Raw genomic sequence first — 13,564 nt, 5'->3', positions numbered from 1 at the left:
CGATCAGTGTTAATCGGCGAGTTGCTGCTGGCAGTAGGCAAGTTGGTGGCGAATGGCATCGAGCCATTGTGAGGCGTGGTAATCCATTAAATACCAAGGGCTGAGCTGTGTTTCGGGCTGATGATTAAAAAACAGCGACTCACATGCGATGAGTTTAGCTTTATCCGCACACTGCAACCAAATAGCGCTTGGCGTATGTGCTAACTCGGCTAAATGCTGCCGAACTCCTTGCTTGGTATCCTCATTTACACACTCAATGAGAAGATATTGTCTCAATAAATCCAGTTTGAGAAAGGGATCTTCACTTTCACAGATAAAGTTTACTTGGTGTGTTGCCTCCGTTGTTTGCTCCCAAGGTTTCAGCGTAAATTCAGCCCAGTCTAAGCGATCACAGAGTAGGGCTTTAGCGATTCTTCTTTCCCCTAACCAGTTATGAACCATGCAGGGGAGATGGACTGTCTCGGGCAGTTCAACACTGCGCCGTAAGCTGGGCAGTAGCGACATGCGCTGAACTTGTAGTTGTTGTGCCAAGGTCATCATAAGAACGATCGCCGTTAAGCCAGATGATGGCCAGCAACCGAGAGTTGCAGTGAGATCGGTGGCGACTTGGGTTAATGCTTTCGCCAGTTGCACACCTTGGGGATGACCTTGTACTTCAAAAGCATATTGCGATTCGGCAAAGCCACCATTGGCAATCGTAACCACATGACCATGGGGCGTGAAATGCTGCGGACATTGCGTACCATTAAAAATAAAGGTGAGACCTTTCGCGGCAGGTTGCCATTCCCCTGACGCATTGCCAATGATGGTGGCTTGCTCAAGCTTGAGTTGCTCGGCAAGTGCTTTGAGGGAAATCCTAGGTTGCGGCTTAGCCAATTGACGGTGCATATGCGTATGTGGCTGAGGCGCATCGGCTAAGGGGTGTGAATAGGGCATACTCGCAAGGACTCTCTAAAGCAAAGAGGGCTAGTGTACTGGATCTTCTGTGCTGACTAAAGAATTATTGCCTACAAGCTATCGGTAAAATAATTAATAAAATTTTATAATAACAGTACGTTACACTGTTTTGTTTATCAGTATTACTTACTCACTAATCATCATAAACACAGGTATCTCAGCAAGAAACCTATACCAATTGCTCCAGAGTTTCATCTAGACGCGCCTTCGACAGGCTAAGGAATATATGTCGATTTTAATCGGCGGTAATCAGCAGCATGCTATAAACATTTTCATTTAAACCTATCTCACTTCATCCATCCTGAGCGCTGCTTGAGTTGAATATCCAGAGGCTGGTCGTCCTCAAATGTGTGACTCATCTTGTAAATATAGTAGATTACCCATATGTCGTATTGATAATAATTCGCATTAACTTTACACTGACAGGATTTTAAAAGAGGTAGGAACAACTCCCCATGGTGAAAATAAGTAATCGCTTCTGGTTTATGTTACACGGCTGGGTATCATTGCCCATCTGGATTTTATTCAGTTTCATCTGCTTAACGGGCACGGTTGCCGTACTTAGTCATGAACTGACTTGGCTGACTAACCCCGCAGCCCGTGCGACCAATCCGAATGAGCTACCCGCTAAACCCGTTGATGAATTAATGCTGGTGGTGGAAAAGGCCTATCCAAATGCACAAGTCATGGGAGCGATGACCTTTGAGCCTTATATAGTCAATGCCATTACTTTTACCGATGCCGATAAGCCTTATGCCATCGCCTATGTGAATCAATATACGGGTGAGATCCAGCAGATCAACGAAGGCATCACTTTTATCGGCTTTATGCGTTCATTACATGGTTGGCTGTTGTTTCCGTGGCAAGGCGGTTATAGCTTGGGGTATTACCTAGTGTGCTCTATGGCGCTCTTGATGCTTGCCTCATTAGTGACAGGGCTCATTGTGTACAAACGCTTTTGGCGCAGCTTTTTTGCACCTAAATTACGTCTAACGCAAGGAAAGAAGACCTTGTTGTCGGATCTGCATAAGTTATCGGGCGTTTGGTCGATTTGGTTTATCGCGATAATGAGCCTCACCGGGCTTTGGTATTTAGTCCAAGCCATCTTCTGGCATGCGGATATTGATATCGAGCCCCATGCACCATTGATTGCTGCCGAGCAAGTGCCGCTAGTACAGGCTGGCGATTCAAAAGTGCCAAGCGCCAATGTCTCTTTTACCGAGGCTTTAAGTTTAGCCAAACAGCGCTTCCCCGATTTTCAACCAAGTTATGTGATGCTGCCTGAGCATCAACGGGATATGTATCATTTAAGCGGCAGCGGCGATCATATTTTTTATGATCAATATTCCTATAATCTGAGCATTAATCCATGGACCGGCGAAATCGCCAGTGTCAGCTCGCCAGAAACCATGACAGGTATGCAAACCTTAATGCATATTGCTGATCCGCTGCATTACGGCACCTTAGGAGGGATTTGGACTAAGTTTATTTGGTTCTTTTTTGGTTTGGTGCTTTCTGGGATGTCAATCACTGGTTTTATGATGTGGGGATTGCGCCATGTTCGCGCCTTTAAACAGGCCGAAACCACAGATTTGGCCGCTGAGATGATTGGGGAGGCTCGCTAATGGCAAAATCGGTATTTTGGTTAAAGCATAAATACAAGCTCAGTGGCTTGATTTTAATTTTACCCTTAGTGTTTCTCTATCAGTCGCTTAGCCCGAGTTTTCCACCCGCTTGGCCGAGTCAGCAACTGGGGGAGTTTAAGATTGCGCCTATGCCGTTAGATTTAAAGTCGCCCTATAAACACCATGGTGATTACGTTAAAGATTTTATGTTGATCTTTGAGCAGGGAGATGTGGCCCATATTCGTCAAGCTTATGCCAATATCGGCCCAGTTGCTCTGCCATTAGAAGCGTTACAAAAAGGTGAAAATGGGGTGTTACATGGCAGCAAACATGGCCAGCATGTGCATGCGATTACGGGCGCTAAGTTAGCGGCAACGGACAGCTTGTGGGTGTCGATTCAAAATTGGCAGGGCGAATGGTTGGTTAGCCAATGGCCCGTGCCCGAGGCGGTGTTAGTTCAGTAATACCGCTAGCAAATTGTTTGCAGTAAACTAGCCCTCAGGTGCAAACTGTGCCTGAGTGTTATTTTTATCGGGTAGGTTTTACTGCATAGGATGTGATATGGAATTTACTGAAACAGAACTCGCGTTAATCGCGGCCGCAACACAAAAAGTGCAAATGGCGCAGCGGGTGCGGATAGGGGTGATTATTATGCTTATCTTAGGCACGCTTACGTTGCTGGCAGGATTTTGGAGTCACCCGTATGCGATTTACATTGCCTTCGCGATGGTGGTCTTTGCGGTCGCGCTACCTCAGTTTGGTCAAGGACCCAAATATGAAGAATTGTTAGCTCTATTGCAGCAAAAAGCCGCTCAAGTAAAATGATTAATCTGCATCAAAGTGCTAAGAGCGGTGCTAACAACAGCGCTAATAACAAAAGGACTTTCAGCAACATATTCTCTAGCCTAAAGCCCTTGTTACTTGTTCATTCCGTTAGTTAAAGCGCTTAACGACAGCCATATGACGCCCTTATTCTTCGGGGTAGACCTTTTCTTTAAATTCGCAAAGATCCTCAATAATACAGCTGCCGCAGCGTGGTTTGCGGGCCAGACAGGTATAGCGGCCATGCAGGATAAACCAGTGGTGGACATCGACTTTAAATTCGGCGGGAACGACCTTTAACATACGTTCTTCCACTTCGACCACGTTTTTGCCGGGGGCAAATTTAGTGCGATTGGCGAGGCGAAAAATATGGGTATCTACAGCGATAGTCGGCCAACCAAAGGCGGTATTGAGTACCACATTGGCGGTTTTACGGCCGACACCGGGAAGGGACTCGAGGGCTTCTCTGTCCTCTGGGACTTCGCCATTGTATTTTTCAATCAAGATCTCACAGGTTTTAATCACATTGATAGCCTTGTTGTTATACAGGCCAATCGTCTTGATATATTCCTTTAATCCTTCCACGCCTAAGGCATAAATGCTGTGGGCGGTATTGGCCACCGGAAACAGTTTATCGGTCGCCTTATTCACGCTCACATCAGTTGCTTGTGCCGACAAGGTCACCGCCACCAGTAATTCAAAGGGACTGGAGAAATTCAGCTCAGTTTCGGGTTTGGGATTGTTTTCACGTAGGCGGGTGAGGATTTGGATGCGTTTTTGTTGATTCATAGTGATCCTTGTCAGTAGTGGGTTGAACGTTAAACCCACTACTTAAGCTGTTATCTCAATGAGGCTTAACTCACTTTGGTGATCCGCGCCCGTGTCACACTAGGCTGCGCTGCTGCTTGTGGCTGGCGCTCTTTAAGCTTTTTATCGACAATATTTTTCAGGGCAATAAGTAGGCCCATTACGATAAAGGCACCAGGCGGCAACATAGCGAGCAAGAAAGGGGTATCGACTTGCCATACTTGAATGGTTAAAGCCTTTGCCCATGGGCCGAGCAATTGGTCGGCGCCGTCAAATAGCGTGCCTTGGCCAAGAATTTCCCGCGTAGCCCCAAGCACGGCTAATACCAAGGTAAAGCCTAGTCCCATCATCAAGCCATCGAAGGCCGAGCTAAAGGCATTATTACGGGAGGCAAACGCTTCGGCGCGGCCAATGATAATGCAGTTGGTCACAATCAGCGGTAAGAAGATCCCTAACGACATATACAACCCATAGGCGTAGGCATTGACTAACAGTTGCACCGCTGTCACCAGCGCCGCAATGATCATCACAAACACGGGGATTCGGATTTCCTTCGGCACATAGTCGCGCACTAACGAGACTAAAACGTTTGAGCCAATCAGCACCAGCATTGTTGCGATACCTAGGCCAAGGGCGTTGGTGAGGGTGGCCGTTACGGCTAACAGTGGGCAAAGCCCCAACAGTTGCACTAAACCTGGGTTGTTTTTCCACAGTCCTTGCCAGGCAATTTCGCGATAATTAGTCATGGTTGGCCTCACAATTCAGTGGTTGGCTGAAAATCTCTGCTTGATGCTGAGTAAAGTACCATACAGCGCGTTTAACGGCTTTCACATAGGCGCGTGGTGTAATTGTCGCGCCAGTGAATTGGTCGAAATCGCCGCCGTCTTTTTGTACCTGCCACTGCTTATCATCTTCAGATGTAAGCACTTTACCCACAAATTTGGTGACCCAATCGGATTTACGTAACTCGATTTTATCTCCAAGCCCAGGCGTTTCTTGGTGAGAAAGCGTACGAACGCCTAATACTTCACCTTGGGTGTTGATACCAACAATCAGCTTAATATTACCGTTGTAACCATCGGGAGCGATGGCTTCTAAGGCAATAGCAACGGGTTTACCCGCTGCGGTGGCAATATACGCAGGCAAGGCATCTTCAGTGCCGAGCGCCTCTTTATTTTGCAGTAACGTACATTGCGCGGTCAGCTCATTGTCATGGAGTTCATCTGGGATCAGTTGATGTAAGATGCCCATCAGTTCTTTCTGCTGTTGCAGCTTTATTTCATCAAAGGTCTGTTGATTAACCACAGCCACTAAGCCGGTGCAGAGCAGGGCAAATAGGGCAAGTAGCAGACCATTTTTAATCATTGGGTTATTCAATTTTTTTCCTCAAGAGTCTTTGTTCAAGCTCGCTTGATTCTCTATTTCACAGGTCTAGCCCGCTGAGTGGCCATAGGCACGCGGACGCACATAATAGTCAATAAATGGCGCGCACAGGTTGGCGAGCAATACAGCAAAAGCAAATGCGTCGGGATAACCGCCTTGGGTACGGATGATATATACCAAGACACCGATTAAAGCACCGAAAATCAAACGGCCGCGTGGACTGGTGGCGGCGGTGACAGGATCGGTCGCAATAAAGAAGGCGGCGAGCATGGTGGCACCCGAAAATAAATGGAACAGCGGACTTGCCTGCATATCGGGTGACAGTAAAAAGCCGATGCTCGATGCCACAAATAATCCCGCCAAGACGCCAGTACTGATGTGCCAACGAATGGCTTTTAATTTAAGCAGCACTAACCCGCCAGCGAGATACGCCAAATTGACCCAAAACCAACCTACGCCAGTGCTGCCATCGAATATGCTTTTGGTCATACTTTCAGTGGTGGTGAGCCCTAGTGACAAATCGGTTTTGAGGGTATCGAGTGGCGTTGCCATACTGATACCATCAATCCCTAAACGGAATTGATCCATCCCACCATGGGCACCGACATTGAAGATAAGTTGCAAGCTATCGATAACACTTGGGGTATTGAGTGCAACGGTACTTGGCGCAATCCAGCTGGTCATCTGTAGTGGAAACGACACCAGTAGCAACACATAGGCAGCCATGGCAGGGTTAAACAGGTTATGGCCTAAGCCGCCATAGAGGTGCTTAACAATAACAATCGCAAAGGCGGTGCCCATCACGATCATCCACCAAGGTGCTAGCGGCGGGATCGCGACCCCAATTAAGATTGCCGTCAGCATGGCGCTGTTATCGCTTAAGCTCGCTTTGATGCTGCGATTACGCAGTTTCATCACCGCTGCTTCACAGCTTAGGGCCACGATAATCGCCAGTAACACTTGAATAAGCGTGCCCCAGCCAAAAAAGGCGCATTGCACCACAAGGCCGGGTAACAAGCATAAAATAACCCGTTGCATAACCGTTGAAGTATGCAAGTTACGGGTAACATGGGGTGATGAGGCTATTTTAAACGCCATTGTGATCCCTTTTATCTAATCTTGAGTCACTGATTTTTAAGCTAATAATTTTTAAAGCACGGATGTCAAAATCAGCAGTGCTATTCATTTGAGTCACTGAGCGCATCCGCTTCTCTGGCTGCTTTTTTGGCTTTCGCACGAGCAACCGCAGCAGCGACCTTGGCCTTTTTCTCATCATCAGGACTGAGTGGTGCGCTTAGTTCGGTGGTTGAGTCTGATTCATCGCCTGACTCATTGGTTGACTCTGGCTTAGCCTCTGTTACTAACTCGGGCTGAACCTCGGCAACCTCACTCGAATCCGCTTGCTGTGCGGCGGCTTTTTTGGCTTTCGCGCGAGCAACCGCAGCAGCGACCTTGGCCTTCTTCTCATCTTCAGGGCTAAGCGGCGCACTTATTTCAGCGGCTGAGCCTAATTCATTGCGTGATTCAACGTCAGAGCCTGACTTTTGCTTAGCGTCTGCGGCTAGCTTGGGCTGAACCTCGGTAACCTTAGTTGATTCAGCTTGCTGTGCGGCGGCCTTTTTGGCTTTTGCGCGGGCGACGGCAGCAGCGACTTTGGCTTTTTTGTCATCCGCCTCTGTGCTCGTAGCCGTTTCTGCTACTGGCTGATTCGCATTGACAGTCGCTTCAGTATCGCCATTGGCATCCGAGTCGGCCTTCAATGCCGTTTTTTTCGCTTTGGCACGAGCGATAGCGGCGACGACTTTATCTTTTTGTGATAAAGACTCGGCTTGAACCGTTGGCTCGCTTGATTCAGAAGAGACTGCTTGCTTTGACGATTCTGCATCATCCGCCCCTTGAGCCGCCTTCTTGGCTTTAGCTCGAGCAATTGCAGCGGCAACAGCCGCTTTACCCTTAGGCGCTTCTGTGTTGCTCGTATCAGCAACAACGACCTCGACCGTCGCGTTATCGGTTGTGGCTTCTGCCGCTGCTGCCTTTTTGGCCGCAATCCGCGCCATGGCTTCAGCTACAGCATTCTTATCCGTTGAGGTCATGGTCGCTTGGCGACGCGCAGCGGCTTCTTTAGCCTTAGCTTCGCGGGCGAGTTTTTCTTCTTCGAGGCGTTGAATACGCGCCTCGAAGCGCAGTTTGGCGCGCTCGGCTTGATGCTTCTCATCGGCGGCTTGTTTTAGTGCCGATTTAGCGATGCGGTAGTATTCCACCAGTGGAATATCACTCGGGCACACATAACTACAGCAACCGCATTCGATACAGTCTTTTAGGTTGTAGCTGGCCGCCTTATCATATTCTTCGGCTTTTGCATGCCAAAACAGTTGTTGTGGTAGCAAGAGTGCAGGGCAGGCATTGGCACATTCGCCGCAGCGGATACAGGCCTTTTCCTCTGGAGTTATCCCAATCTCTTGACTGCTCGGGACCAAAATACAGTTTGTGCCCTTTAAAATCGGTACTTGGATGGTTGGCAATGCGTGGCCCATCATTGGCCCGCCAATAATCACTTTTTGCTCGGCTTCGGCATTAAATTCAGTTTGCTTGAGCACATGTTCAACAGGCGTGCCTATGGGTAACCAATAGTTGCCAGGTTTACCCACATTTTGCCCCGTCACGGTTACCACACGTTCAATCAGCGGTTTTCCTTGGGTCACGGCTTGATGAATCGCAAAGGCGGTTCCCACGTTATGCACGACAATCCCAAGCTTAGCGGGAATGGCGCCTGAGGGCACTTCACGACCGGTGATGATTTGGATCAGTTGTTTTTCACCGCCAGAGGGATACTTAGTTGGGATCACCGTTACCCGAGTGCTGCCCGCAGGGAGCGTGGATTGACTGACCGCCTGTTGCATCGCCTTTATGGCTTCAGGTTTGTTGTCTTCGATAGCAATCACAATGCGTTTTGGCGACAAAAGGCGATGGATAATCGCAATACCCGCCAGAATGTCTTGGCTGTATTCGCGCATTAAGCGATCGTCGGCGCTGATATAAGGCTCACATTCCACGCCGTTGATTATCACTAATTCAATTTCACTGACGGGATTGAGCTTAATGTGGCTTGGGAAAGCGGCGCCACCCATGCCGGCTATCCCTGCGCCATGGATTTTGGCAATCATCTCCTGATTGCTGAGCTCAATTGAGCCTGGCGTTAACTCGCACCAGCGGTCTTCACCATCGGCAGCAATTACACAGGTATTGACTGGCAAGGCCGAGGCATGGTTACTGACTCTTGGCTCAATGGCGACCACAGTGCCAGAGGTTGGCGCGTGCACGGGCAAATGCCAAATTGAGGTGCCTTGAGTTAATGGCGTACCTTTTAATACTTTGTCACCCACTTTTACTGCAAGAGTGCAGTTTTCGCCCACCTGTGGCACAGGGACAAGGTATTCCTGTGCTAATGGCAGTTGGCTAATCGGTGTGGTGTTTGAGAGGAATTTGACTTCAGGCGGATGAATGCCACCAGGTGAGCGCCAAAGGGTTCCTTTATCTAATTGATCTAATAAAGTCTGCACCGCTTATCCTCTCTTTTCTTCGTGCGGGGTCTCTTGGATAAGAGTCACGGGAATGGCATTTAAGCGCCAGTTCCAGTTTTTCAGATTTTGGCCCACAGGGATCATATCGATACAGTCAACGGGGCAGGGCTCGACACAGAGATCGCAACCTGTGCAGTCTGCCGTGAGCACGGTATGCATGAGTTTGCCCGCGCCAATAATGGCGTCGACAGGACAGGCCTGAATACATTTAGTGCAGCCAATACATTCATCTTCGCGAATATAGGCGACTTTTTTGACTTGGGACTGAGCCTCGGCGTTGAGCGGCTCTGGCTCGACCCCCATTAAGCTGGCGAGTTTTTCCATGGTCGCAGTGCCGCCGGGCGGGCACTTGTTGACTTTATCGCCATTGGCAATGGCTTCGGCGTAAGGACGACAACCGGGATAACCACATTGACCGCATTGAGTTTGTGGCAGAATCGCTTCGAGTTCATCGACGATAGGATTACCTTCAACCTTAAATTTTAAGGCGGCAAATCCGAGTAATACCCCAAAGAACAATGCCAATAGGGTCAATAAGATAACGGCAATTAACATGGTGGACATCTATTTAACCAATCCTGTAAATCCCATAAAGGCCAATGACATCAGGCCCGCGGTGATCATGGCGATAGCACCGCCTTTAAACGGCATTGGCACATCGGCCGCCGCTAAACGCTCACGCATCGCGGAAAACAGAATTAACACTAAGGAAAAACCCACCGCAGCACCAAAACCATAGATAGCAGATTGAATAAAATCGTGTTTTTCGTTCACGTTTAATAGGGCTACCCCTAATACTGCACAGTTAGTGGTGATCAGCGGCAGATAAATTCCCAGTGCGCGATGTAGGGCTGCACTGGTTTTCTGCACTACCATCTCGGTAAATTGCACTACCACCGCAATCACCAGAATAAAGCTCATGGTACGCAGATAACTGAGATCAAAAGGCAATAATAGGTATTGATTCACTAGGTAACTGAGAATGGATGCCAAGGTCAACACGAAAGTGGTCGCCATAGACATACCGATAGCGGACTCCAGTTTGCTGGAGACCCCCATAAATGGACATAAGCCTAAGAATTTCACTAATACGAAATTGTTGACCAGTACAGTGCTGATCAACAACAGGAGATATTCACTCATCTCAATACTTGTCTAAACGGATCTTGGCCGTATTATCGACTTTTCCGTTTGCATAAACAACATATAGAATGCAGGGTTAACTATCTTTACTGTAAATATGCATGCTTGATTAGCCCTGCATTGGTTTAAATTTGATCAGTTAGGGTGATGGCCTGTGGCTGGGCAATGTAATAGCCTTGGAGGCCATCAACGAGAAGTTTTTCGAGGGTTAATTTTTCTTCTTGGCGCTCAACACTGGTCGCAATTACGCGGATACCAATACGTCTGGCAACGTCTACCATCATACGCACAAAGAATTTATTATTACTGTCTTCATCGATCGCCGAGGTGTAGCTACCATCAAGCTTAATGTAGTCTGGGCGCACTTCGCTGAAGAATTTGAACGAGGTAAAACTCATGCCAAAACGCTCAATTGATACCCTCGAACCTACGCTATGCACTTCACGCACAAACTTATAACTCGCCCCTAAATTGGCTTGCATACCGGATTCGTTAATCTCAAATACTAAGCGTGAAGCGATATATTTATGCTTGCCAAGAATATCCTTTAACCAGCCAACAAACAGTTCTTGATGCGCTGAAAAAGCACTGATGTTGATGCCAAAATTGCCGCTAATGGTGGGGTTTTCTTTAAGCATTTTTAATGTAGTGATCACCACTAGTTTATCTAATTCTGTGCTCATTCCATGGCGCTCCGCCATGGCAATGACTGTGGTGGTCGGTAAAAACTTCCCTTCACTATTGTAGAAGCGTGCCAGCAACTCGCGATATACCTCTACATCGTTACGGCAAGGTTGAATCGGTTGTTGGAAAAATTTAAGCGCTTGGCGGGTGATTAGGTCGTTGATTGCCAGTTTCCAACGGTCGTCACCAAATTGCTGATCCGCATTGAGTTTCTCTTGAATATGATAACTATTAGGACCAAGGGTTTGCGCTATGCTGACAGCCGTATCTGCAAGGGATAGCAAATTGACGGGATCTGTCCCTTGTTGGTATGGGACAAGCCCGATATGTGCCGCGGATTCTGCTTTGATCATCTGTTGATATTCATCAAGGAAAATTTTCAGTTGATCTAAAAACTTAGGTCCATCCTTTAACACTAAATCGGGCAAAAAAATCGCAAAATCGGCACTGGAAACGCGGTAGCACTCTGCATCGGGATATTTTGAACAGGCTTTACGAATGCAATTAGCCACATTCGATAAATAATCGTCACCCGCTGAGCGCCCTTGAAGTTGGTTGATATGAGCTAGCTCAGTCGCCTTAACCATGGCCATTAATCCGAGTTGAGGAATGGCACGATTGCTAATACTTTCCAACTTGGAGGTAAAACGAGGACGACTGCCAAACCCCGTAATGGGATCTTGATAAGCCACTTTATGCAGTTTCTGGTTTTCCTGTGTGAGGCTATCGACTCGTGATTTTAACGTTGTTCGGCACTCCTCAAGCGCTAATCTGACTGGGGTCATTTCGCCATTCAGTCTAGAAGACTCTATGGCTGAAAAACTCAACTCCGGAACATGCATAATATAATCGGCAGCATAACGGATAGAAGATTTTAATTTATTGATAAGTAATAAAAAAACAACAACTAATACAATGTAAGCTAGCAGCAATGAGAATCCTAGCTGCTGGGTACTGGCAATGGCGTTTTCGATGGCTTGGTTAACACTCAACTTAACTTGTAACCGACCCGCAGGCAGCTTTTGTGTATGTGACAAATCTAAGGAAAATAACCCAGCAAGTGGGTGAGCCATTTGGACGTTGAGTTCACCTTGAGTGTAATTAAGTTGCCCATCAGTATCATCAATATATTGAAAAAATTGCAGAGGGTAATGTTCGGAGAGGCGTTGGTAAAGTTCGCTACCATTACCTTGCCACTGGTCAAAGTTGACCATGTATTGTTTGAAATTATTGAGTTCCTGCTGTTTTTCTGCCTGCAACTGGTGATTTTCGCTTTGATAAATCCAACCAAAAAAGCCTAAAAAGATCAGCAACAAAAAAATGGGATACGATTTAGACATCGCCATAAAATTCGCTCTCAATATGTCAAAGTATGTGCAATAAGATATTGCATGAGATTTGAAATAACACCGTTATCTGCGCGATGATACACGGTATTTTGGTTAACAAACTGCTCACAGTGTAACCGTATTTAAGGCAAAACAGAAATGAAAAGCGTGATCTATAAGCGTTAGATGTAGGATAAAAATCAGATGAAGTGAAATAAAATGGCTCCCCTGACTGGACTTGAACCAGTGACATACGGATTAACAGTCCGCCGTTCTACCGACTGAACTACAGGGGAGTAGAGGGTGCGATATGACTATCGACTTTGGATATTACTTTAAAATGGCTCCCCTGACTGGACTTGAACCAGTGACATACGGATTAACAGTCCGCCGTTCTACCGACTGAACTACAGGGGAATCGTTTTAACGTATCAGCTTGCTAACTAAGTGGCTCCCCTGACTGGACTTGAACCAGTGACATACGGATTAACAGTCCGCCGTTCTACCGACTGAACTACAGGGGAATCGTTAGTTATCTAACTGTATTCTCATTGATTATCAATGATTAAATAGTGGCTCCCCTGACTGGACTTGAACCAGTGACATACGGATTAACAGTCCGCCGTTCTACCGACTGAACTACAGGGGAATCGCTTTAATCGTCTCGATGACTCGTTGAGAACGGAGCGCATAGTAAAACGCTCTGTTGGAGGAGTCAACTCGAGTTACTAAAAAAAGTGTAATTATGCTGTTAAGTGCTCATCTAATGTGCATCATGGTGTAGAAATCAGCATTTTGATGAAGAAATAACTTAACTTTTCGCAAGATAGCGCTGTTCGGTACCATAAAATTTGTCAATGAAAAGTGCTTAAAGGCTGGCTCATATCTTCAATTGCTTAAAGATCCGTCGCTTGAGCATCAAAATCACTACGGCATTGAATAAATACACGAAAGTGCAAAATTGGCTGAATGTTTACAGGAACTAATAGCAAACAAAGTCAATGCGGATTCCGGCAGATGCGAACCCTTACTCAGAAAGGTTTTTGCCCGCATAAATAATCTCTTACCTCGTTATAATGTTGATGCCGCTATTTGGGCTGAGTTTATCGCGTGAGTGGTGAGCACTGACGTTTAGGCGAATAGAGCCACAACTCGAGCATTAGTCACTAGATGAGCGCCGTTAAACATTAAGATGACCATTTGATTGCAGCAAAGTGAAACTTTTTGACTACGG

At 47.0% G+C, this 13,564-nt stretch carries 12 protein-coding genes and 4 tRNA genes; 3 read left to right on the top strand and 13 right to left on the bottom strand.

What is annotated here, in order from left to right; translation table 11 throughout:
• Positions 1-9: 9 nt before the first annotated feature.
• The gene (locus HG547_RS09090; protein ID WP_169547667.1) at positions 10-936 is read right to left on the bottom strand and encodes a hypothetical protein; all 927 of its coding nucleotides are present in this window, start codon (positions 934-936) and stop codon (positions 10-12) included.
• 476 nt (positions 937-1,412) lie between these two features.
• On the opposite strand from HG547_RS09090, the gene HG547_RS09085 reads away from it, so the two are divergent.
• The 3 genes from HG547_RS09085 (at position 1,413) to HG547_RS09075 (ending at position 3,407) form a co-directional block, all read left to right on the top strand.
• Entirely contained in the window at positions 1,413-2,582 is a 1,170-nt protein-coding gene (locus HG547_RS09085; protein WP_169547666.1) for a PepSY-associated TM helix domain-containing protein, read from the top strand.
• Positions 2,582-3,046 (top strand): hypothetical protein, encoded by a 465-nt coding sequence (locus HG547_RS09080; protein ID WP_069455028.1) that lies wholly within the window; start codon positions 2,582-2,584, stop codon positions 3,044-3,046. The genes HG547_RS09085 and HG547_RS09080 overlap by 1 nt, the downstream gene beginning before the upstream one ends.
• A gap of 97 nt (positions 3,047-3,143) precedes the next feature.
• A complete protein-coding gene (locus tag HG547_RS09075) occupies positions 3,144-3,407 on the top strand; it encodes a hypothetical protein (RefSeq protein ID WP_169547665.1) in 264 nt (87 codons plus the stop codon).
• 144 nt (positions 3,408-3,551) lie between these two features.
• Here HG547_RS09075 and nth read toward each other — a convergent pair whose 3' ends face one another.
• The 12 genes from nth to HG547_RS09015 all read right to left on the bottom strand — a co-directional run bounded on the left by nth (position 3,552) and on the right by HG547_RS09015 (position 12,979).
• A complete protein-coding gene (nth, locus tag HG547_RS09070; RefSeq protein WP_037418655.1) occupies positions 3,552-4,193 on the bottom strand; it encodes an endonuclease III in 642 nt (213 codons plus the stop codon).
• Positions 4,194-4,258: 65 nt separating this feature from the next.
• Positions 4,259-4,957, bottom strand: a complete 699-nt coding sequence (locus HG547_RS09065) for an electron transport complex subunit E (RefSeq protein ID WP_037418658.1) — start codon at positions 4,955-4,957, stop codon at positions 4,259-4,261.
• Positions 4,950-5,588, bottom strand: a complete 639-nt coding sequence (gene rsxG, locus HG547_RS09060; RefSeq protein ID WP_172589644.1) for an electron transport complex subunit RsxG — start codon at positions 5,586-5,588, stop codon at positions 4,950-4,952. Before rsxG ends, HG547_RS09065 begins: the two co-directional genes overlap by 8 nt.
• 54 nt (positions 5,589-5,642) lie before the next feature.
• Positions 5,643-6,692 carry an electron transport complex subunit RsxD gene (gene rsxD / locus HG547_RS09055; protein ID WP_169547664.1) on the bottom strand — a complete coding sequence of 350 codons (1,050 nt, stop codon included), beginning with the start codon at positions 6,690-6,692 and terminating at the stop codon, positions 5,643-5,645.
• Between the two features lie 80 nt (positions 6,693-6,772).
• Complete coding sequence (gene rsxC, locus HG547_RS09050; protein WP_169547663.1) at positions 6,773-9,154, bottom strand: electron transport complex subunit RsxC; 2,382 nt, start codon at positions 9,152-9,154, stop codon at positions 6,773-6,775.
• A gap of 3 nt (positions 9,155-9,157) precedes the next feature.
• On the bottom strand, positions 9,158-9,739 hold the full coding sequence (rsxB, locus tag HG547_RS09045; RefSeq protein ID WP_011626120.1) for an electron transport complex subunit RsxB: 582 nt from the start codon (positions 9,737-9,739) through the stop codon (positions 9,158-9,160).
• Entirely contained in the window at positions 9,740-10,318 is a 579-nt protein-coding gene (gene rsxA / locus HG547_RS09040; protein WP_023267235.1) for an electron transport complex subunit RsxA, read from the bottom strand.
• Positions 10,319-10,443: 125 nt separating this feature from the next.
• The gene (locus HG547_RS09035) at positions 10,444-12,348 is read right to left on the bottom strand and encodes a GGDEF domain-containing protein (RefSeq protein WP_169547662.1); all 1,905 of its coding nucleotides are present in this window, start codon (positions 12,346-12,348) and stop codon (positions 10,444-10,446) included.
• Between the two features lie 202 nt (positions 12,349-12,550).
• A tRNA-Asn gene (locus tag HG547_RS09030) sits at positions 12,551-12,626 on the bottom strand.
• Positions 12,627-12,671: 45 nt separating this feature from the next.
• Positions 12,672-12,747, bottom strand: a tRNA-Asn gene (locus HG547_RS09025).
• A 31-nt stretch (positions 12,748-12,778) separates the two neighbouring features.
• Positions 12,779-12,854, bottom strand: a tRNA-Asn gene (locus tag HG547_RS09020).
• 49 nt (positions 12,855-12,903) lie between these two features.
• Positions 12,904-12,979 (bottom strand) — tRNA-Asn (locus tag HG547_RS09015).
• Positions 12,980-13,564 lie beyond the last annotated feature (585 nt).

This window comes from Shewanella sp. DNRA4 (assembly GCF_012843185.1).
GTDB lineage: Bacteria > Pseudomonadota > Gammaproteobacteria > Enterobacterales > Shewanellaceae > Shewanella > Shewanella xiamenensis.
This window is presented reverse-complemented; position numbering and strand designations above follow the sequence as displayed.

Excerpts from the sequence above, each read along its gene's own strand:
- rsxA (WP_023267235.1), bottom strand. The coding sequence starts at position 10,318 with ATGAGTGAATATCTCCTGTTGTTGATCAGCACTGTACTGGTCAACAAT.
- HG547_RS09080 (WP_069455028.1), top strand. The coding sequence starts at position 2,582 with ATGGCAAAATCGGTATTTTGGTTAAAGCATAAATACAAGCTCAGTGGC.
- HG547_RS09085 (WP_169547666.1), top strand. The coding sequence starts at position 1,413 with ATGGTGAAAATAAGTAATCGCTTCTGGTTTATGTTACACGGCTGGGTA.
- HG547_RS09090 (WP_169547667.1), bottom strand. The coding sequence starts at position 936 with ATGCCCTATTCACACCCCTTAGCCGATGCGCCTCAGCCACATACGCAT.
- HG547_RS09075 (WP_169547665.1), top strand. The coding sequence starts at position 3,144 with ATGGAATTTACTGAAACAGAACTCGCGTTAATCGCGGCCGCAACACAA.
- nth (WP_037418655.1), bottom strand. The coding sequence starts at position 4,193 with ATGAATCAACAAAAACGCATCCAAATCCTCACCCGCCTACGTGAAAAC.
- HG547_RS09035 (WP_169547662.1), bottom strand. The coding sequence starts at position 12,348 with ATGGCGATGTCTAAATCGTATCCCATTTTTTTGTTGCTGATCTTTTTA.
- rsxB (WP_011626120.1), bottom strand. The coding sequence starts at position 9,739 with ATGTCCACCATGTTAATTGCCGTTATCTTATTGACCCTATTGGCATTG.
- rsxD (WP_169547664.1), bottom strand. The coding sequence starts at position 6,692 with ATGGCGTTTAAAATAGCCTCATCACCCCATGTTACCCGTAACTTGCAT.
- HG547_RS09065 (WP_037418658.1), bottom strand. The coding sequence starts at position 4,957 with ATGACTAATTATCGCGAAATTGCCTGGCAAGGACTGTGGAAAAACAAC.